This window comes from Ferruginibacter profundus, from assembly GCF_054783275.1.
On record NZ_BAAGQW010000003.1, the window covers coordinates 1,345,251 to 1,364,300 of the forward strand.

A 19,050-nucleotide genomic window follows, 5' to 3' on the forward strand; every position below is an offset into this window, starting at 1 on the left:
TATGAAGCAGCTCATTACCATAATAAGTTTATTACTGGCCATGCAATCATTGCAGGCACAAATCAGTGTAAATCTCTCTTTAGCCGGAAGGCCGCCTGCTAATTTAAGCGAATGGGGAAACCGAAAAGATGTATTAACGTTGATCATGGGGCCTGCTCAAAGCGTGCAGGCCGATGTAAAAATAAAAACCACCATTAAAACTTTAGATGGTACAATTATCGGATCAACCAATGTAAACACAGCCAGGATATTTACACCGCAACAAGGCGCTTCTACAATTTTAAATGCCCTGGATGTATTGCCGCTGGAGCATGTGATCTTCTCCGGAAAATATCAAACTACATTAGCAAAGACCGGCAAATTACCTGCAGATAATTATATGCTTTGTGTGCAGTTGCTCAGCCTTCCTGATTATAAGCCTGCTTCTGCAGAAGTTTGCAAAACTTTTTATCTTGCCGCATATCAATTACCTATTTTAACACAACCGGCTAATGATGCGGCATTAAATAACATGCTGGCACAAACTGCCATTACTTTCCGTTGGACACCGGTTGTGCCTTCATCTCCCACACCGGTTACTTACCGCCTTCGGGTTTTTGAAATTTTAGAAAACCAGCATGATGTACAGGCATTAAGAAGCAATCAACCTTTGTTAGATAAGAATATTATTGGCACCACGCAATTTATCTGGCAACCACAAATAAGTATGCTGCCTTATGTTGGTGAAGAAAACAAACCGGATACACTCACTTCAAAAAAAATGATGGGTAAAAAATTTATCTGGACCATACAGACTTTAGATAATCTTGGCCAGCCTTTAAACCAAACTGATGGTAATGGCGAAAGTTTAAGCGAACCGAAAGTGTTTTATGTGACAGAGAAAAAGAGTAAAGAATAGAGAAAGCACCTGCGGTGCTTTTATCGAACGGGAACACAGATTTTTATGATGGTTATGATAAATTAAGATTCATCTGTGCAAATCTTAATTATCATAAAAATCTGCGTTCCCGTCTCAACCGCCGCAGGCAGCTTAAAGTGCATTCATCAGCTCCCTTATCAAATCAGTTTCATAACCCTTCTGCATCAAATGATCCTGCAGTTTTCTTTTTTTAATGAAGCTGTTTTTTTCACTTTTCAGCGTCCGTAGTTTTTCTTCAAAAAGCTTTTGCAGCACTTTTAAATATTCGTCTTCGTCAATTTGTTTCAGTGCTTTTTTTATGCAATAAGGAGAAATCCGTTTTTGCTTTAATGCATAAGCGATCTTTACCCGTCCCCATTTTTTACTGCGAAAATGCCCTCCGGCAAATTGTATGGCAAAACGTTCTTCATTCAGGTAATTTTCCTCAATCAGGGTGCTTACAATCTGGTCCACCTCCCTGGTGTTTAACCCAAAACCATACAACTTCTCCTTTACTTCGCTATGGCAACGCTCCTGGTAAGCACAATAGTGTTTGGCTTTGGGCAGGGCCTGTTGTGGTGTAAATTTTTGAGGGTTCATGCAGGTGCAAAAATAGACTGCTTACAGCAAAATCAAGCTTTAATAACAATATTAGCCAGTTATTCACAAGGGCACCAATTTTTATTATCTTCATTACAAGCAATCTTTTATCTTTGGAGCTATAATATATATATTTTATGAAGTTTATCGTTTCTTCTTCGGCTTTGCTGAAACAACTGCAACAGATCAGTGGTGTTATTAATGCCAATACGGTATTACCGATATTGGAAGATTTTTTGTTTGAAATTGAAAAAAATAAACTCACCGTAGTGGCCACCGACCTGGAAACGGTAATGAAAGTACACCTGGATATTGAAGCCAAGGACAGTGGCAAAGTGTGTATTCCTGCAAAAATTTTAATGGATTCATTAAAAAACATTCCGGAACAACCATTGACTTTTAATATTGATAAGAATTTTGGTGTGGAATTAACCAGCGATAATGGTAAGTATAAAGTGATGGGAGAAAACCCGGATAATTTTCCAAAAGAACCGGCTGCAGATGATGCCAACAGTTTTACCATGACTTCTACTGCACTGGTTACTGCTATCAATAAAGCCATTTTTGCGGTAAGCAACGATGACCTGCGCCCTGCAATGACGGGTGTGTTTTTTGAGCTGGATAAAAAAGGGATGACCTTTGTTGCCACCGATGCCCATCGTTTGGTACGGTATACCAGAACCGATGTAAGCTGTCCTAAAAAAGATTCATTCATCGTTCCCAAAAAACCATTGAGTTTATTAAAAGGTTCTTTACCTGATAATGAAGATGAATTAAACATCAGCTACAACAGCAATCATTTATTTGTAAAACATGGTGGTACCGAATTAGTGTGCCGGTTGATAGATGCCCGTTTCCCCGATTATAAAGTGGTGATACCTGTCGACAATCCTTATAAAATGACCATCAGCAAAAGTGATTTTCAAAATGCTTTGCGCCGCGTAAGTGTGTTCAGTAACAAAAGCACCAACCAGGTTGCATTAAGCATCAGCGGCAGCGAATTACAACTGGCTGCACAGGATGTGGATTTTAGTTTTGAAGGTAACGAACGCATGGCCTGCCAATATGATGGTGAAGACCTGCAAATTGCTTTTAACGCTAAATTTTTAATTGAAATGCTGAATGGTGCCGATACTCCTGAGATCAATATGGAATTGAGCACGCCTACAAAAGCAGGTATCATCAAACCAACCGAACAGGCAGATAATGAAGAGTTACTGATGCTGGTGATGCCATTGATGCTGAATAATTAAGCAATCGCCGTCGCTCTCTGAAGGAGGAATTTGCGGAGACTGTGTGATATATTTGAAACCGGAGTTAATAGCTTCGGTTTTTTTATTATAGAAAAGGATTTTGTATATTTATATATGCTTTTACAACTGGAAAATACAAACAAAGCAAATATTGATAAGCTATTAGCTTTTGCAGAACAAAATCATCTGAAATTATCATTAATTGATGATGTTGACAATAACCTGCACCTTCCCGGCAAACCCCTTACTCCCGAAGAGCTAACGCAATTAATTGAAAAAAGCAGGGCAAGCGGTATAATTTCAATCGAGCAGGCCCATAAAATAATCAGGGACAAGTATAATGCAGATTAACTACACAAAAGATGCCTTCGCTTCTCTGCTTAGTCTTATAAATTTTATTGAAAGTAAAAACACTCACAATGCCGGCTTACGTTGGCTAAGCAGGTATGAGGCATTTTTACAAAAAACTCTTTTTAAACCTACACAAATTAAACACTGTCATAACCTTACCTTTAATAAACTAGATCTTCGCTGTACTTATTTTAACGATTGGGTTATTGCGTTTTCAATTCACAAAGATTTCGTGCTGATAGAGGCATTATTACACAAATCACGAATTAGTGATTAATGCAGCAGCAATTTTCATGTGCAAAACCATTCCCCCGATTCTTAATTCTTCTACCGAACTTACAGCTCTAAACTTATAAACCATGTTTTTAATTGTACTCGGTATTATCATTTTTGTTGGTGTTACCGCATTTTTAAAAAATAATCCTGCCCTGGAAAAATTTAAACCTATCGGAAGATTGGCAGGCCTTGTTTTTATAGTATTGGGCATATTAACTTCCTGCATTAAACAAATAGATGCAGGCGAAATTGGCGTAAAGGTTTTATTCGGTAGTGTTCAAAATGATGTGCTGGGTAGTGGCCTGCATTTTGTAAATCCATTGCTGGATATTAAAAAATTAGACGTAAAAACACAGAATTATACCATGAGTGGTGTAAATGACGAAGGCCGTAAATCAGGAGATGATGCCATTAAGGTATTGACCAGCGACGGGCTGGAAGTTACAATTGACCTTACCGTTTTATACCGCATTGTTGCATCCGAAGCGCCAAAATTGTTGAAAGAAACCGGTAATGATTATGAAGATAAAATTGTTCGTCCGCTTACCCGTACAAAGATCCGGGATAACGCAGTGTACTACCAGGCGGTAGACCTGTTTGGTAATAAGAGAGACGAATTTCAGCAACGCATTTATAAAAGTATTGAAGAGGATTTTAAAAAACGGGGTTTAATGCTGGAGCAATTATTGGTTAGAAATATTACTTTACCTAACTCTGTAAAAGCATCTATTGAATCTAAAATAAATGCAGAACAGGATGCTAAGAAAATGGAATTTGTTTTGCAGAAAGAAAAACAGGAAGCGGAACGTAAAAGAGTAGAGGCGCAGGGTATTGCAGATTACCAGCGCATCATTAACACCGGACTTACCGATCAGCAATTGCAATACGAACAAATTAAAGCCATGAAAGAATTGGCTTTAAGCGCTAATGCAAAAGTGATTGTGATGGGTAAGGGAAATACACCATTGATCATCGACGGAAAACAATAAAATAATATGGGTTTTAAGCAGATTGCCACTTTTGATAATTTTATGCTGGCCAATATGACGCTGGGCATGCTGGAAGAAAATTATATCAACTGTCATTTAAAAGATGAAAATATCGTTACCATCGATCCTTTACTTAACCCCGCCGTTGGTGGCATAAAACTAATGGTGGAAGAAACGCAGGTAGAAAGAGCTGTTGATTTAATTAAAGAAGCAGAAACATTATACCTGGATGAACTTATTTGCCCGTATTGCAAGCAAACCGGCTTAAGTGCAGAAGTAAAAATAGATAAGCCGGAAAGTTTTTGGGGTAAACTAAAAAACCAGATCGCTTACGGGCAAACCTCCACCTATAGTAAAAAATACCGCTGCCGGCATTGCAAAAGTGTGGTGGATGAATTGCCTCTTAGCTTTTAAATGCTGATAGTGTAAAAGACCTTTTACTATTTCAGCAGCACCATATAATAAGTCCATTACCTGCATAGCTGTTTCTTTTTGTAAACTTGCATCGTAAAATTAGTACCATGCAAAAGATATTTTTACTGCTTTTTATTGCCTTCGCTTTTTCTGCACCAGCGCAAAACGTGTTTTATGTTGCAGCTAAAACCGGCATCAGCTTAAGGGAAACGCCTAACGCCGGTGCAAAAGTGATGGAGAAAATTAATTATGCAGAAAAGGTAATTTCTTTAGCAGATACTTTTCCGCCTAAAGCAATTACCACAGAAGGTTTTAGCGGCCGCTGGTGGAAAGTAAAATACAACAACAAGGAAGGTTATGTAGTAAGTAATTATTTATTATCTGTTCCTCCGCCCAAAGCCGGCACTAAAACATTAAAAGAATATTTTGCACAACTGTCCTCTGCCACCGGCAGTCCGCTGGTAATTAAAAAAACAGACGAAGCGCTGAATGAAATGGGCGAATCTTCTCTTACCAAGCAGTTTTTTAAAAATGGCATGGAGTGGCACGAAGCGCAAGGTTATGAAACCAGTTCGCAAGTGTATATCTTACCCGGCTTTAGTATAGAAGAATGTTTTTTATTGTTACGCATCCTCAATCAATACCCTGATCTTATTGCAGAGAAAGATCCTTTTCCAACAAAAAAATCAGTTGTTACTACTGCCGTTGGCGAAAAAACGGTGGATGTAGAGCATGAAATGTTTGATGGAAAGCCGGGGATGACGAAAAAAATAACCATCACCAGTACACAAGGTGCCGTTACAGAATTTGAGATTTTTTTACTGAATGATCAGGCGGTAATTTACTGGACCTCCGGCGTGTAGTACGCTGAAGTTATCACTTCGGTTTTACGTCCGTGAGCTAAAGCACACGGCTACTGTTGCTGTTGCACCATTTGCATATACCTTCTGTAACTATTGCCGTCATCTTCATCACTGATCAAAGAAGCGGTTACCACCTGTGGCGTTAATATCGCTGCTTCCTGTCTCGCCACAGATCCATCCTCATGCGAAACAGAAACGCCTACTTCCAAAGTTTGTTTGGCAGTGCCTTTATAAGTGCCTTTTACAGGAGAGCAATCACTGAAACTTCTGCCGATTGCTAAGCGTACATGCAGATCATTCACCATACAATTATTGGTGGGATCAACACCCAGCCAGCCATAAAAAGGAATATACGCTTCTACCCAGGCATGAGTAGCACCTTCACCACGCAGGCTGCTGTCGTGCGGACAAACATACCCGCTAACATAACGTGCAGGTATACCCAGCAAACGCAGCATCACCAATAAAATATGAGCAAAATCCTGGCAAACACCGGCTTTTAATTTCCATATTTCGTCTAAAGTTGTTTCAACAGTAGTAATGCCTTTTATGTAATTGAAGTTTTTATACACATATTCATTCAGTTGTTTTACTGCAGTAAATACAGACACAGTTTTATAAAATCCTGCATCTGCAATGGCTTTTACTTCAGCCAGATCTTTAAAATTTTCCTGCTTTAAAAAATCTATAAAGGGAATGATGTATTTTATATCTTCCAAATGGCTCCATTGCACCGGGGTATCTTCATCATCAGCGGGTAATAAACGTGGTTTGGTTACCACCGAAATGGTAGAATCTATACGCAACTCCAGGTGTGGCGCAATATTCATAAACGAACCGATCTCGTTGCCGTAATAATCTTTAAATACCTCTAAAAAAGGATTGTTGGTAATAAAGAGCTGCTGGCTTTTTACTTCCTGGAATTCATCTTTTAGTGGAAACAGCATGATCTGGTTAGCGCTGTCCATTACTGGTTCGGGGTAAGTATATTTTGTGGCATGATGAATTACAAACTGAGGCATGGTTGGAGTGCTTTTATAATTTAAAATCGTGGGTGGTGAGTCGGCAGTTGTGAATCATCAATAGTGAATGGTGAATAATAGAGATTAAAAATAAAGTGTTTATTCACCATTGACTATTCACCATTCACGCCCTAGCTGTTGCCGAAATAATTTTTGCTTAACGTACTGCCGATCTGAAATAGTGCCGACTTGGTTTCCATTAAATAATGATGCAGGCCTTCGTCGATAATAGAATCGGGGGTAGAGAATTTTATCTTGCTCTCCAGCTTACCGATCATAAAATCAATCTCATTAAAGCTCATACTATTGCTGTTATTCTTCAACCGGCTGAAATATTTATGCAGGTGCGTTACAGAATAAATTACCGAACGGGGAAAATTTTCATTCAATATGATCTGCTCCATTACTTTTTTAGCTTCAAACCCACTACGATAAGATTTAAGATACAATTCATAACCGGAAATAGACATCAGCAGGTATTTCCAATAAGTGGTATCAGCTGGCTTATCTAACTGGTAATTTAAGTCACTGAATTTAATATCTAAAATATCGGCAGACTGGATGGCTCTTTCCAGTAATTTTCCAATGTTAATAAAAGAGTTGCCTTCTCCTCTTGCCATGGTAACATCGGTAGTACCATAATACAATAAGCCCTCTTTTATTAGTGTATCCAATACAGTTATTGGATCTTCTTTCTGCAATAAATAGATCAGCCTTTCCTGGCGAACAGTATGGTAAAAATCATTCAGGCATTGCCACATTTCTTTGGTGATGTGATCCTGTACGCTCCTGGCGTTTTCTCTTGCCTGTGTTACCACATTCAACACCGAATTAGGGTTATCTTTATCTGTAACCATAAATTGCAAAACAGCCCTGGTATCTTTTGCTAAACGGGTAGCATCTTCATCCGTTAAAAAAGTAAATATCCTTAATACCGGTTTCCACGAAAATTCCTGTATGTCATCCTGCGAAGAAGCATAATTAATTTTCAGCATTCTTAAAATACCATCCGCTCTTTCCATGTAACGGCTCATCCAAAATAAACTGTCTGCAACTCTACTTAACATCGTTTTTATTTGGCCCGCAGTTTTCGCTGCAGGCGCAGATTGATTTTTAGTTGTTGATTAAAATATTTATTCATTCGCCTCAGCGACAGCTGTGTAATCTGCGGCACAATTACTCCGCCAGCACCCAGGTATCCTTACTACCACCTCCCTGCGACGAATTCACCACCAGCGACCCCTCTTTAAGCGCCACCCTCGTTAATCCACCGGGAACAATTTCTATTCCACCAGGACCGCATAAGGCATAAGGGCGCAGATCAATTCTTCTTGCTTTTAAAGTGCCATCCATATAACAAGGGCAACTGGATAAACTAATGATGGGTTGTGCAATAAATTCTCTTGGATTAATCAACACTTCTTTTTTATAATCTTCTATTTCCTTTTCATCCGCTGCACTGCCCATCAGCATACCGTAGCCGCCGCTGGCATTGGTTTTTTTAATCACCATGCGCTCAATATTTTTAAATACATGCTCCCTTTCATCCTCTTTGGCCAATTGATAGGTAGGTACATTTTTTAACAACGGTTCTTCGTTTAAATAATACCGTATCATGGCCGGAACAAAAGTGTAAATAGCCTTATCATCGGCCACACCATTGCCTACTGCGTTTACAATGGCCACATTGCCTTTACGGTAAGCACTCATAATACCGGCAACGCCCAATAAACTTCCGGGGTCAAAAACCAGCGGATCAAGATATTCATCATCCACCCTTCTGTAGATCACATCTACCTGTTGCAGGCCCGATGTGGTTTTCATATACACTTTATGATTATCCACCACCAGGTCTTTTCCTTCCACCAATTCCACACCCATCATCCTTGCCAATGTGGTATGTTCAAAATAAGCAGAGTTATAAATGCCCGGTGTTAATAAAACTATAGTGGGGTTATAAATCTGCCTTGGCGAAAGCGATACTAAATTGCGGTGCAGGATATTCGGATATTCCGTTACCGTTCTTACATTATTTTGCGGCAGCAGATCGGGAAAGATACGTTTGGTGATCTCCCGGTTCTCCAGCATATAGCTCACACCGCTGGGTGTACGCAAATTATCTTCTAAAATATAAAACGAGCCGTCGCTGTCTCTTATCAGATCGATACCTGATATATGCACATAAATATCGTACGGCACAGGAAAGTTGTGCATCTCTCTTAAATAATGCGGGCAACTGTAGATCATTTGCGCCGGTATCACACCATCTTTAATGATGAACTGGTTGCTGTAAATATCTTTTAAAAAAAGGTTAAGGGCACGCAGCCTTTGTTTAATGCCTTTCTCAATAAAATCCCATTCGGGTGCGGTAATGATACGGGGGATAATATCAAAAGGAAATATCTTTTCAATGCCTTCGCCGCTGCTGTATACTGTAAAAGTAATACCCTGGCTCATGAACAAACGCTTGGCCAGTTCTTCTTTTTTATTCAGTTCATCTACGGAGAGTTGCTGCAAAAAATCCAGTGCCTTTTTATACTGCTCCCTTACGGCAGTATCTTTATACATTTCATCCCAGGTATTTGCATCTACCAAATACGATTGCACCAGTTCGCTTGCTTGCATAACAGTTAGTTTTAAAAAATTAAGGCTTGCAATCGGAAAAAGTCAGGTATTCAAATATAGGGAATTCAGTTTGTTTTAAAAAGGGATTAAACAAAAACAGTTTTTATAATTGTAATGCGGCGGAACAGAATCCGGTGATATAAATAATAAGTTTTTTCCTTGATATCGCCGTTCCAAAGGAGTATGCAGCACATGCCATAATATTGGTAACTTTGTGTATTAATTTTTTTTAGATGAAAACCATTGCCATGATACCGGCACGTTATGCTGCCACCCGTTTTCCTGCCAAACTGATGCAGGTATTAAAAGATAAAACTGTTATCAGGCATACGTATGATAATACAGTTGCTACAGGCTTGTTTGATGAGGTGATGGTGGTAACCGACAGTGAAATTATTTTTAACGAAATAACACAGCACGGCGGCAAAGCCAAAATGAGTATAAAAACGCATGAAAGTGGCAGCGACCGTATTGCAGAAGCCATTGCCGGTATGGAAGTAGATATTGTGGTAAATGTGCAGGGCGACGAACCTTTTGTACAAAGAGACCCGTTAGAGAAATTACTGCAGACATTTGCTGACGAATCGGTACAGGTAGCGTCACTCATGCAGGTATTGTACGATGAAAAATTTATTAACGACCCTAACTATGTAAAAGTTGCCGTTGATAAAAACATGAATTCATTAATGTTCAGCCGTAGTGTGATACCCTACCCGAGAGATAAAAATGTGTCCGTTACCTATTACGAACACATCGGTGTATATGCTTTTCGCAAGCAGGCACTACTCAACTTTACCAACTGGCCCATGACGCCACTGGAAGCAGCAGAAAAAGTAGAATGCCTCCGCTATTTAGAAAATGGTGTGCCATTGAAAATGGTGGTTACAAAATATATGGGTGTAGAAATTGATACTCCGGAAGATCTGGAGAGAGCAGAGAAGATGTTGTAGTTACAAAATAACAGTTTTCCTATTCTCTTAAGGAATAAACAAATCTGTGTAATCCGTGGCTGGTTTTTGCCACAGGCAAAACATCTTCTGTATTGCCCTGCATCTGTGGCATTTTCACTAATTTCGTGACGGCTAAAAAAACATTCTATGGCATTCAGAAATTTTAAAATGGTGGGCTATGTAATTTATGGCCGCGGTAGTTTTAACCAGTTAGATGAAATTATTGCACCACACCGTAAGGCCGGAGCACCAATGGTTTTCCTGGTAGATCATTTTTTTGAAGGCAAGGCATTGGCCGGTAGGGTACCCCTTCGTGGCAACGACAAGATCATTTTTGTGGATGTTACCTACGAACCTAAAACCACTTATGTAGATAGTTTAGCCAACCAGCTGAAAGATGAATTTGGTACCGTTAGCGGTGTGATTGGTATTGGCGGCGGCTCGGCCATGGACCTTGCCAAAGCAGTAGGGCTGATGATGACCAACCCCGGTTCTTCTGCCGATTACCAGGGCTGGGACCTTGTAAAACAACCCGGGGTATATAAAGTGGGTATTCCAACTTTAAGCGGTACCGGTGCCGAAGTAAGCCGTACAACTGTATTAACCGGGCCCACAAAAAAGCTGGGCATGAACAGCGATTTTACGCCTTTTGACCAGATCGTTTTAGACCCTGAATTAACTGCCGATGCGCCGGCCAACCAGCGTTTTTATACCGGCATGGATTGTTATATCCATTGCATTGAAAGTTTAACCGGTACTTATTTAAATGAATTCAGCAAAAGTTATGGCGAAAAAGCCCTGCAACTTTGCCGTGAAGTATATGTAAACAAGAGTGGCTGGGATGCCGACAGCGATGATAAACTGATGATGGCTTCTTATGCAGGCGGTATGAGTATTGCATACAGCCAGGTGGGTGTAGCCCATGCCGTTAGTTATGGCCTCAGTTATTTGCTGGGTACAAAACATGGCGTGGGTAATTGTATTGTGTTTGATAAATTGCAGGAGTATTATCCCGAAGGTGTAAAAGAGTTTAAAATAATGGTAGCAAAAAATAAGATCGATATTCCTCAACATATCTGTGCCGGGCTTAGTGATGAAGATTTTGATAAAATGATCAATGTATCATTAGGCATGAAACCACTTTGGGAAAATGCCCTGGGTAAAGACTGGGAAAAAATTATGACCAGGGAAAAGCTGAGGGCTTTGTATGAGCAATTGTAGTTTTTAATACCCGGCTTTCAAAATTATCATTGTAATAGTTTTGTACAGGCTGTTAACGCTTTTCGTACCGTTGCGGATATTTATGAGTTAGCTACAGGTTTTAAAAGACTCAAAAATTCTACATGTGAAATATATTTTTTTAATTTTTCTTTCCGGTTTGTCGTTATTCTCAAATGCACAAATCCCAAATCAAAAGCCGGTAAAAGATTCTGTCAAATACTATCAAAGAGAACTCAATAAACTTTGGCGAAGCAATTATGACTCCTTAAAAAATTCTGATAGATATAAAGAAATTGTTGGGAAGCTAAATAATAAAAATGGAGGCAAGGTTGTAACGGTGGAATTGTTAGCCAATATAGGGCTCTATTTTACTGATTTTAAAAACCTGAACAAAAGATTAAAATCAATCGGACAAGAGGAAATAAAAACTACTGTACCAGGCCTTGGGGCAAGTTTAGCTATTGGCAAACCAATTATGACGTATGGTGTGGAGTTGAACGGATATGTTTTCGATAACAAAAATGCAAGTTTTAAAGGAGTACATGGAAGATTTTACATAGCAACAAACCTCTTTAAGAAAAGCCCGATAGTATTACACCCACAGATTGGCTATGTAGGTAGTTTTTTAAATATGTATATTCACAAATCAGCAACACAAGCAAATTTTAATGACTTGTTTACAGGCCAGGCAAGCACAATTAATTTAACTCATTCTCAAAACTATCTTGATTTTGCTCTAGGTTTAAAACTCAAAAGTCCTAAAGCAGCAAATTTCTATTGGCAAATTTTTAGAGTAGGTTATCGATATGGTTTAAAAGATGTTGCCTGGCAAATGAGAGGAGGAGACATTATTAACGCACCGGTTGACAGAAATAATCAATTTTATTTTCAATTTTGTTTAGGCTTCGACAGGTAAATCTGCTGTCAACATAATCGTTTAAATAACTCTGCATCATGGCAAAAAACAAAACCGTTGAAACCGGGAATAGTGTTGCTGCTTTTGTAGCTGCAATAAAAGACGAGAAGAAGCGTAACGATTTTTTGGCTGTAATTGAACTGGTAACAAAAACTACAAAACTGGAACCCAAAATGTGGGGCTCCGCTATTGTTGGTTTTGGCAGTTATCACTACAAATACGATAGCGGCAGGGAGGGGGAAGCTGCCCTGCTCAGTATAGCTCCAAGAGCTAATGTCCTTACATTTTATCTTGGGGCCACTTTTGATAAAAGAGAAGAGTTACTATTGAAACTGGGGAAACATAAAGTTGATGGTGGTTGCATTCACATTCAAAAACTGGAAGACATTGATACCGGCATTTTAATGAAAATGATAAAAAATGCTATTGCCAATAAAAAGAAATTACACCCGGCAAAATAATCTTATGCCCTCGCCATATTTTTTGCAGTTATTTCTTCTGCAGCATTAAACAGTACCGTAAGTTCACAACCCTGGCCCGGTTCAGATGCTATATTAACTTTACCATTAAATATGGCACTACGGTTTATAATATTCTGCAGACCCACACCATTTCTTTTTTGGGTAACATCAAAACCAATACCATCATCCGTAATATTCAGCTCAACCTTAGTGCCTTGCTGTTGTAAAGTAATAAACACGGTTTTGGCACTGGCATGTTTTAAAATATTGTTCAACTGCTCCTGCACTATCCGGTAAATGGCCAGCTTAAGATTATCGTTGATCATGCCTTCATCCTCGCAGGCCCATTTAGTGCTAAACTCCAGTTCATGTACATTTTCAATATGGCTAATCATATCCGCAATGGCATCGGTTAAACTGATGTCGCCCAATGATGGTGCTGCCAGCGTTTTAGAAAGTGTTCTTATCTCATCCATTGCCGTAGTAATAAAGTTCTTGCTGTCTTTTATCAGGTTGATGCGGCTTTCTTCCCTTGATACCGCACAATCCATATACAACCTGGCCGTTGCCAAAATAGGGTTGATATTATCATGCAGCTCTTCTCCTAAAAATGCCCTTTCTTTTTCCTGTGCCGCAATTACAGCAGCAGTTATTTCCTGCACCTGCTGTTTTCTTTCTGTGGCTAATTTTTTTTCCAGTTTCATTTTTTCTGTCACATCATTACAAATACCGTCAATGCGTATAAGCCGTCCTCTTGTATCCAGCGCTGGTATCATTTTAGTTTCTACCCAGCGGATGTTATTGTCACGATGTATGATGCGGTATTTGTTAAAAACAGTATTGCCCGCTTGTAACTTTTCATAAATCTTTCCCACAAAAATTTTATCGTGCTGGTGAATTAATTTTAACCAGAGATCCCTGTCTGTCATAAATTCATCCGGCGTATACCCATATACTTTTATGCAGGCAATGGATATATGTTTGATCCTGTAATTAACCATATCCATCGAAAACAGCACTTCATCTACAGTATTGAATATTTTTTCAAGCTCATCATTCGCTTGTCTCAATTTTTCGTTACTCTGCTTAAGATTTTCGCTCATTACAATCAAAACTTCTTTCTGCTCATTGGCTTCCTGTAATTTACCTACTTCAAAACTTTGTTTGGCATCATGCTCCCCGGATTTTTTAAAGTTATGAGCTGTTAAACCACAAAGTAAAAATATAGATGTTGCCAGCAGAATATGAATAGTAAAAACCTGCAGGCTCATCACTTCCGGCTGCGTAAAATAAATTGTATTAAAGCCGGTAAATTGTAAATAGCCAAATGCAGCATGATGCAATATTACTACTATGGCCAGGGGAATCTGCAGTTTCCAGTTACGGTACGTTATTAAAACAGCACTTGCTATAAAAGCAAAAAAATGCATTTCAAACAAGCCATGCATCTGGTAAATAAATTGCGCCATAAAAATGCCCAGTACTACAGCCAGTGTATACTGGTAAAATTTTGAATTGGGTAAAATTAATTTGGCGGAATAATAAGAAAGTAATGAAAGACCACCTACACCAATAGCAATTAACCAGGTATCGTAGTAAAAAGCCAGCAGCAAGCCAATAAAAAAAAAGCCAATCAGAAAATAATTCATCTGCCGGTCTGATTTTTCTTTTACCTGCAACTGCAGTTCTCCTATATAAGTTGGTTTCATAGGTATACTATTATATGTTGCGCCCTGCAGTCAGGGGCACACAAAAGCGTGGCCGGGCAACCAAATGACGTAAACATTCTGGCCCGCTTTTGGGAGCATTCATATTATTATTGGATATAAAACGGGACATCATGGTCAAGGGTTTGGTACAGGATTGGATTTTACTGACTGTACAAATATCATACAGCCTGGTTTGGTATTTCTTAGTACAAAGAATTGACTTTATGTAGAATTGTTCCTATATTTAAGTATAGCTTAAGCCTTACTATGAAAAAATTTTTATTGGTTGATGACCATATTGTAGTCCGTTCCGGTATACAGGGTTTACTTTCCGAAATATTTAAACCCTGCGAAATTCATGAAGCCGGTGACAGTGAGAGTGCTACAGAAAAATTGAAACAACATCAGTACGACCTGATTATGATGGATATACAAATGCCCAACAGCGACACCATGGGGTTGATGGAATATATCCAGGTAAGGTACCCTGAAGCAAAAGTGCTGATCTTTTCAATGAGTGCAGAAAATATTTATGCCAAACGCTTTTTAAAAGCCGGTGCTATGGGTTTTTTATCTAAAGATTCGTCTTTGGACGAGATCAAGAAAGCCATCAATATGGTTTTAAATAACCGCAAATATATCAGTGAATCTTTTGCCGAAATGCTGGCCGATGCTTCCTTTGCAGGTACACCGGATAACCCTTTTGATAAATTATCTCCCCGGGAATTTGAAATTACATCCTTGTTGTTAACAGGTCAATCGGTGAGCGAAATATCAAAAACTTTGCACCTGCAGATATCAACAGTGGGTACGCACAAATCCAGAGTGTTTGAAAAACTAAAGGTTACTAATATCCTGGAGTTAAAGGAACTTGCCAATAGTTATAAGTTATAATTCGGGTAAGGATATTTCATTAACCGGCAGAATAGCTTCTACTGTTGTTCCTTTACCCGGCTCACTGGTGAGTGTATATTTACCACCGATCATTACAGAACGTTCCTTCATGCCCAGTAAACCCAGCGAGTGTCTTTGTTCCGTTTCCGCTACGTCAAAACCTTTTCCATCATCTGTTATTGTCAGCAAAAGGTTTTCATTTTCTTTTTTAAGGTTGCAATAAACAGTGGCCGCACCTGAATGCCGGGCAACATTGGTAAGCGATTCCTGGTAAATACGAAACAGTGCAATATTTGTTTTGCTGGAAATACCCGTCAGTTCTTCTGGCAGGTCAAGCGTTATTTTAATACCGGTTCTTTTTTCAAATTCCCTGCTTTGCCATCTTATAGCTTCAATAAGGCCTAATTTATCCAGCAAAGCCGGGTGCAGCTCTGATGCCAGTTTTTTTACTGTAATAAGTGCCGTGGTCAGCAATCTTTCCATGCCTTTTACTTTTTCTAAAACCTGGGGATCAGTTTCTTTAAGTTTTATCGATAGCCACGATACATCCAGCTTAAGTGCCGTTAAATGCTGGCCCAGCTCGTCATGTATTTCCCTTGCCATCGATGCCCTTTCTTCTTCTCTTATATTTTGTAAATGGGAGGCCAGCTTTCGTATCTGCAGGTAAGAATGCTTTAATTCTTCTTCTGCCTGTTCTCTTTCACGTATCATACGGCTTTTTTCTATTGCTTTTTTTACTGCTGACGGGAGCCGGTTAAGGTTTGTTTTTAAAATATAATCTGCTGCCCCATGTTGTAAAATATTTACTGCAAACTCTTCAGATACTGTTGCCGTAACTAATATCACTGGGGTTTCGGGGCATTTTTTTTGTACCATTTTAATTGCTCCTGCCGAATCAAAGGAAGGTAATGAGTGATCTGATAAAATGATATCGGGAATAAAATCATTCAGTGCTGTTTCAAAATCCCTGCCATTATCAACCACTATTTTTTCAAACAGAATGCCGCCCTTTTTTAATTCCCGTTCCACCAGTTCTGCATCATACGCAGTATCTTCCAGGTGCAGTATTTTTAGTTTTGTTTCCATAGCAGTTTACGTTTTAGTAGGGGTTTTGATTGAGCAGCAACCAGTAAAATCCCAGGTCGCCTATAGCCTTGGCAAATCCATCAAATTCAACAGGTTTTACAATATAACTGTTTGCTCCAAGGGCATAAGCTCTTTCAATATCGGGGTTTTCTTTTGAAGAAGTAAGAATAACCACAGGAATTTTTTTTGTAAGATCGTCCGATTTTATCTTTTTCAATACCTCAAGACCGTCTACTTTAGGCATTTTTAAATCCAGCAATATAATTTTAGGCCGGTTGTTAATATTTCTATGTGCAAAGTCGCCTGTGCCAAATAAAAAATTAATTGCCATTGCTCCGTCTTGCAGGTGTACAATACTATTGGCAATTTTGCCTTTGGTAAGTGCCCTGATGGTTAGCTCGGCGTCATTCCTGTTATCTTCTACCAGTAGTATTTCTATTTCTGTATTTTCCATGGGTGTTGTTTTACAGGTGATTAATATCCGGTAACGAAAAAAAGAAAGTAGCCCCCTTACCCGGTATGCTTTCTCCCCATATTTTTCCGTTGTGTTTTTCAATAATCCGGTATGCAATTGCCAGGCCAACTCCTGTACCGGGAAAATCTTCGGCCGAATGAAGCCGTTGAAATACGCCGAATAACTTGTGTTTATATTCCATCTCAAAACCCACGCCATTATCAGTTACGGAATAAATCATTTCCCTGTTCCCCCTTTTCGATTTTATTTCCACGATTGGCTTTTCCTGTTTTGAAGAATACTTTATCGCATTGCCAATAAGGTTATTCATTACATGTTCCAGCAAAACATAGTCTCCCTTTACAGGCAGCAGTTTTTTTATTTTTATTGCCGCATGATGAACCGTGTTTTGATTAATATCCCTGATAACTGTTGCCACTAATTTATTCATGTCAATCACCGAACCCTGTACTTCTTTTCTTCCCAGTCTTGCAAATGAAAGCAGGTCGTCTATAAGGGTCCCCATTTTTTTTGCATTATATTGTATTTCCCCTAACAAACGTTTTCCTTCTGTATCAAAAATAGTGTTATAGTCCTCCTCCAGTATTTTAGCATAACCATTAACCGCTCTTAAAGGGCCTCTTAAATCATGCGATACCGAATAAGAAAAGGACTCTATTTCTTCTGTCCGCTCCTTTACTCTTTTTTCCAGTTCTTCATTCAATACAATTATTTCCTCTTCTGCCAGCTTGCGCTGTGTTATATCGGCCCTTATTGCAACATACTGGTATGGCTTACCGTTAGCATCCAAAAAAGGAATTATCGTGGTATCCACCCAATAATAAGTGCCGTCTTTGGCTTTGTTTTTTAATTCGCCACGCCAGATTTTTCCATTGGCAATAGTTACCCAAAGGTTCCGGATAAATTCTTTGGGATGATGGCCCGAGTTAATGATCCTGTGGTCTTTTCCTATCAATTCTTCGTAGCTGAATTTGGAAATTTTGCAAAAATTATAATTGGCGTATTTAATGATACCCTTTTGATCGGTAATAGCCACTATGGAAGATTCATCAAGCGCATATTTATAATCAGATATCTCCTTAAGGCTGGCTTGCAGGTTTTCTTCCACCGATTTCCTGGAAGTAATATCTGCCCTTATAGCTAAATATTTGTAGGGTTTATTATCCTGGTTCAGAAATGGAACAATGGTGGTATCTACCCAGTAATAGGAACCATCATTAGCTTTATTCTTTAATTCTCCACGCCAGATTTTTCCGCTGGCAATGGTTAGCCAAAGGTTCCTGATAAATTCTTTAGGGTGATGGCCGGAGTTAATGATCCGGTGGTCCTTTCCAATCAATTCTGTTCTGTTGAATTTTGAAATACTGCAAAAATTGTCATTTACATAAGTAATAATACCTTTTTGATCAGTAATTGCTACAATGGCAGATTCGTCCAGTGCATATTTATAATCAGCAATTTCTTTCAGTATTTTTTGAAACCTGCCCTCCTCTGTTTCCGGTAACGATGCTATTGCAAAAATTGTTTTTTCTTTTTTATAGCCTTCAGGCAGGCAAAAAGCATTCAATAAAACAGGTTTCCTTCTTTCTTCATTATCCGAGCAAAATGATAAACTGAAATTACTGATAGCACCTTCGGTTAAAATCCTGTGCAACATTTCCTCTGCCCTTTGCGGATTAGTAAATAAATCTTTAAAATAACTACCGCTTAATTCCTGCAAAAGTTTTCCCGCAATCTTTTCAGCAGCATGATTAACATCATTTATACAACCGTTTGCATTGATGCAGAAAAAAGGCTCTCTTCCAAAATGCCCCGGAATTATCGTATTATTATTTTTCATTTATTTTATAGGCATAGCTATGCTTATTTATTACAGTAAGCTTATTGTTTTACCAGCCAGGAGCTGCCTTTAAATTAATACGAAAGGGATAGTTTAATTTATTGGTACAATTTATTAAACAAAAGTTGTAATAAAAAACAACAAAAAGAAATTTTTCTTAATATTTTTTCTGATATACACCTGTTTTTGTTTTGTTTATACAACTGA

19 protein-coding genes are annotated in these 19,050 nt (G+C 38.8%); 11 read left to right on the forward strand and 8 right to left on the reverse strand.

Annotated features, from left to right (window positions below):
- Position 1: 1 nt before the first annotated feature.
- The gene (locus ACYVM0_RS25410) at positions 2-898 is read left to right on the forward strand and encodes a hypothetical protein (RefSeq protein ID WP_460561996.1); all 897 of its coding nucleotides are present in this window, start codon (positions 2-4) and stop codon (positions 896-898) included.
- Positions 899-1,030: 132 nt separating this feature from the next.
- Here ACYVM0_RS25410 and ACYVM0_RS25415 read toward each other — a convergent pair whose 3' ends face one another.
- Positions 1,031-1,498: a regulatory protein RecX gene (locus tag ACYVM0_RS25415; protein WP_460561997.1), complete on the reverse strand. Its 468-nt coding sequence runs from the start codon at positions 1,496-1,498 to the stop codon at positions 1,031-1,033.
- 137 nt (positions 1,499-1,635) lie between these two features.
- Between ACYVM0_RS25415 and dnaN the strand changes: the two genes are divergently transcribed.
- From dnaN to ACYVM0_RS25440, 5 genes are all read left to right on the forward strand, one after another.
- Positions 1,636-2,751 (forward strand): DNA polymerase III subunit beta, encoded by a 1,116-nt coding sequence (dnaN, locus tag ACYVM0_RS25420; RefSeq protein WP_460561999.1) that lies wholly within the window; start codon positions 1,636-1,638, stop codon positions 2,749-2,751.
- 114 nt (positions 2,752-2,865) lie between these two features.
- On the forward strand, positions 2,866-3,102 hold the full coding sequence (locus tag ACYVM0_RS25425; protein ID WP_460562001.1) for a hypothetical protein: 237 nt from the start codon (positions 2,866-2,868) through the stop codon (positions 3,100-3,102).
- Positions 3,103-3,461: 359 nt separating this feature from the next.
- On the forward strand, positions 3,462-4,367 hold the full coding sequence (locus ACYVM0_RS25430; protein ID WP_460562003.1) for a prohibitin family protein: 906 nt from the start codon (positions 3,462-3,464) through the stop codon (positions 4,365-4,367).
- 6 nt (positions 4,368-4,373) lie between these two features.
- Positions 4,374-4,781, forward strand: a complete 408-nt coding sequence (locus tag ACYVM0_RS25435) for a putative signal transducing protein (protein WP_460562005.1) — start codon at positions 4,374-4,376, stop codon at positions 4,779-4,781.
- A gap of 107 nt (positions 4,782-4,888) precedes the next feature.
- Entirely contained in the window at positions 4,889-5,644 is a 756-nt protein-coding gene (locus tag ACYVM0_RS25440) for an SH3 domain-containing protein (RefSeq protein WP_460562007.1), read from the forward strand.
- Between the two features lie 50 nt (positions 5,645-5,694).
- Here ACYVM0_RS25440 and ACYVM0_RS25445 read toward each other — a convergent pair whose 3' ends face one another.
- From ACYVM0_RS25445 to ACYVM0_RS25455, 3 genes are all read right to left on the reverse strand, one after another.
- Complete coding sequence (locus tag ACYVM0_RS25445) at positions 5,695-6,666, reverse strand: transglutaminase family protein (RefSeq protein ID WP_460562009.1); 972 nt, start codon at positions 6,664-6,666, stop codon at positions 5,695-5,697.
- 131 nt (positions 6,667-6,797) lie between these two features.
- Positions 6,798-7,733 carry an alpha-E domain-containing protein gene (locus tag ACYVM0_RS25450; RefSeq protein ID WP_460562011.1) on the reverse strand — a complete coding sequence of 312 codons (936 nt, stop codon included), beginning with the start codon at positions 7,731-7,733 and terminating at the stop codon, positions 6,798-6,800.
- 109 nt (positions 7,734-7,842) lie between these two features.
- Positions 7,843-9,291 carry a circularly permuted type 2 ATP-grasp protein gene (locus ACYVM0_RS25455; protein WP_460562013.1) on the reverse strand — a complete coding sequence of 483 codons (1,449 nt, stop codon included), beginning with the start codon at positions 9,289-9,291 and terminating at the stop codon, positions 7,843-7,845.
- Positions 9,292-9,524: 233 nt separating this feature from the next.
- Here ACYVM0_RS25455 and kdsB point away from each other — a divergent pair, with 233 nt between their 5' ends.
- The 4 genes from kdsB to ACYVM0_RS25475 all read left to right on the forward strand — a co-directional run bounded on the left by kdsB (position 9,525) and on the right by ACYVM0_RS25475 (position 12,839).
- A complete protein-coding gene (gene kdsB / locus ACYVM0_RS25460; protein WP_460562015.1) occupies positions 9,525-10,241 on the forward strand; it encodes a 3-deoxy-manno-octulosonate cytidylyltransferase in 717 nt (238 codons plus the stop codon).
- Positions 10,242-10,388: 147 nt separating this feature from the next.
- Positions 10,389-11,462 (forward strand): iron-containing alcohol dehydrogenase family protein, encoded by a 1,074-nt coding sequence (locus ACYVM0_RS25465; RefSeq protein WP_460562017.1) that lies wholly within the window; start codon positions 10,389-10,391, stop codon positions 11,460-11,462.
- Between the two features lie 124 nt (positions 11,463-11,586).
- Positions 11,587-12,378, forward strand: a complete 792-nt coding sequence (locus ACYVM0_RS25470) for a hypothetical protein (RefSeq protein WP_460562019.1) — start codon at positions 11,587-11,589, stop codon at positions 12,376-12,378.
- A gap of 38 nt (positions 12,379-12,416) precedes the next feature.
- Positions 12,417-12,839, forward strand: a complete 423-nt coding sequence (locus ACYVM0_RS25475) for a DUF1801 domain-containing protein (RefSeq protein WP_460562020.1) — start codon at positions 12,417-12,419, stop codon at positions 12,837-12,839.
- Between the two features lie 2 nt (positions 12,840-12,841).
- Here ACYVM0_RS25475 and ACYVM0_RS25480 read toward each other — a convergent pair whose 3' ends face one another.
- Positions 12,842-14,548 carry a sensor histidine kinase gene (locus ACYVM0_RS25480; protein WP_460562022.1) on the reverse strand — a complete coding sequence of 569 codons (1,707 nt, stop codon included), beginning with the start codon at positions 14,546-14,548 and terminating at the stop codon, positions 12,842-12,844.
- 267 nt (positions 14,549-14,815) lie between these two features.
- Between ACYVM0_RS25480 and ACYVM0_RS25485 the strand changes: the two genes are divergently transcribed.
- Positions 14,816-15,442, forward strand: coding sequence for a response regulator transcription factor (locus ACYVM0_RS25485; protein ID WP_460562024.1), 627 nt, complete (start codon positions 14,816-14,818; stop codon positions 15,440-15,442).
- Here ACYVM0_RS25485 and ACYVM0_RS25490 read toward each other — a convergent pair.
- The 3 genes from ACYVM0_RS25490 to ACYVM0_RS25500 are packed head-to-tail and all read right to left on the reverse strand — an operon-like array spanning position 15,437 to position 18,843.
- Positions 15,437-16,528, reverse strand: a complete 1,092-nt coding sequence (locus ACYVM0_RS25490; RefSeq protein ID WP_460562026.1) for a sensor histidine kinase — start codon at positions 16,526-16,528, stop codon at positions 15,437-15,439. The two genes, ACYVM0_RS25485 and ACYVM0_RS25490, sit on opposite strands and share 6 nt — an antisense overlap.
- Positions 16,529-16,541: 13 nt before the next feature.
- The gene (locus ACYVM0_RS25495; RefSeq protein WP_460562028.1) at positions 16,542-16,982 is read right to left on the reverse strand and encodes a response regulator; all 441 of its coding nucleotides are present in this window, start codon (positions 16,980-16,982) and stop codon (positions 16,542-16,544) included.
- 10 nt (positions 16,983-16,992) lie between these two features.
- Complete coding sequence (locus ACYVM0_RS25500; RefSeq protein ID WP_460562030.1) at positions 16,993-18,843, reverse strand: PAS domain-containing protein; 1,851 nt, start codon at positions 18,841-18,843, stop codon at positions 16,993-16,995.
- Positions 18,844-19,050 lie beyond the last annotated feature (207 nt).

Bases quoted from the DNA above. Each gene is read 5' to 3' on its own strand.
- ACYVM0_RS25435 (WP_460562005.1), top strand. From the start codon at position 4,374: ATGGGTTTTAAGCAGATTGCCACTTTTGATAATTTTATGCTGGCCAAT.
- ACYVM0_RS25430 (WP_460562003.1), top strand. From the start codon at position 3,462: ATGTTTTTAATTGTACTCGGTATTATCATTTTTGTTGGTGTTACCGCA.
- ACYVM0_RS25475 (WP_460562020.1), top strand. From the start codon at position 12,417: ATGGCAAAAAACAAAACCGTTGAAACCGGGAATAGTGTTGCTGCTTTT.
- ACYVM0_RS25465 (WP_460562017.1), top strand. From the start codon at position 10,389: ATGGCATTCAGAAATTTTAAAATGGTGGGCTATGTAATTTATGGCCGC.
- ACYVM0_RS25480 (WP_460562022.1), bottom strand. From the start codon at position 14,548: ATGAAACCAACTTATATAGGAGAACTGCAGTTGCAGGTAAAAGAAAAA.
- ACYVM0_RS25415 (WP_460561997.1), bottom strand. From the start codon at position 1,498: ATGAACCCTCAAAAATTTACACCACAACAGGCCCTGCCCAAAGCCAAA.
- ACYVM0_RS25500 (WP_460562030.1), bottom strand. From the start codon at position 18,843: ATGAAAAATAATAATACGATAATTCCGGGGCATTTTGGAAGAGAGCCT.
- ACYVM0_RS25445 (WP_460562009.1), bottom strand. From the start codon at position 6,666: ATGCCTCAGTTTGTAATTCATCATGCCACAAAATATACTTACCCCGAA.
- dnaN (WP_460561999.1), top strand. From the start codon at position 1,636: ATGAAGTTTATCGTTTCTTCTTCGGCTTTGCTGAAACAACTGCAACAG.
- ACYVM0_RS25485 (WP_460562024.1), top strand. From the start codon at position 14,816: ATGAAAAAATTTTTATTGGTTGATGACCATATTGTAGTCCGTTCCGGT.
- ACYVM0_RS25455 (WP_460562013.1), bottom strand. From the start codon at position 9,291: ATGCAAGCAAGCGAACTGGTGCAATCGTATTTGGTAGATGCAAATACC.
- ACYVM0_RS25490 (WP_460562026.1), bottom strand. From the start codon at position 16,528: ATGGAAACAAAACTAAAAATACTGCACCTGGAAGATACTGCGTATGAT.
- ACYVM0_RS25450 (WP_460562011.1), bottom strand. From the start codon at position 7,733: ATGTTAAGTAGAGTTGCAGACAGTTTATTTTGGATGAGCCGTTACATG.
- ACYVM0_RS25425 (WP_460562001.1), top strand. From the start codon at position 2,866: ATGCTTTTACAACTGGAAAATACAAACAAAGCAAATATTGATAAGCTA.
- ACYVM0_RS25410 (WP_460561996.1), top strand. From the start codon at position 2: ATGAAGCAGCTCATTACCATAATAAGTTTATTACTGGCCATGCAATCA.
- ACYVM0_RS25495 (WP_460562028.1), bottom strand. From the start codon at position 16,982: ATGGAAAATACAGAAATAGAAATACTACTGGTAGAAGATAACAGGAAT.
- ACYVM0_RS25440 (WP_460562007.1), top strand. From the start codon at position 4,889: ATGCAAAAGATATTTTTACTGCTTTTTATTGCCTTCGCTTTTTCTGCA.
- kdsB (WP_460562015.1), top strand. From the start codon at position 9,525: ATGAAAACCATTGCCATGATACCGGCACGTTATGCTGCCACCCGTTTT.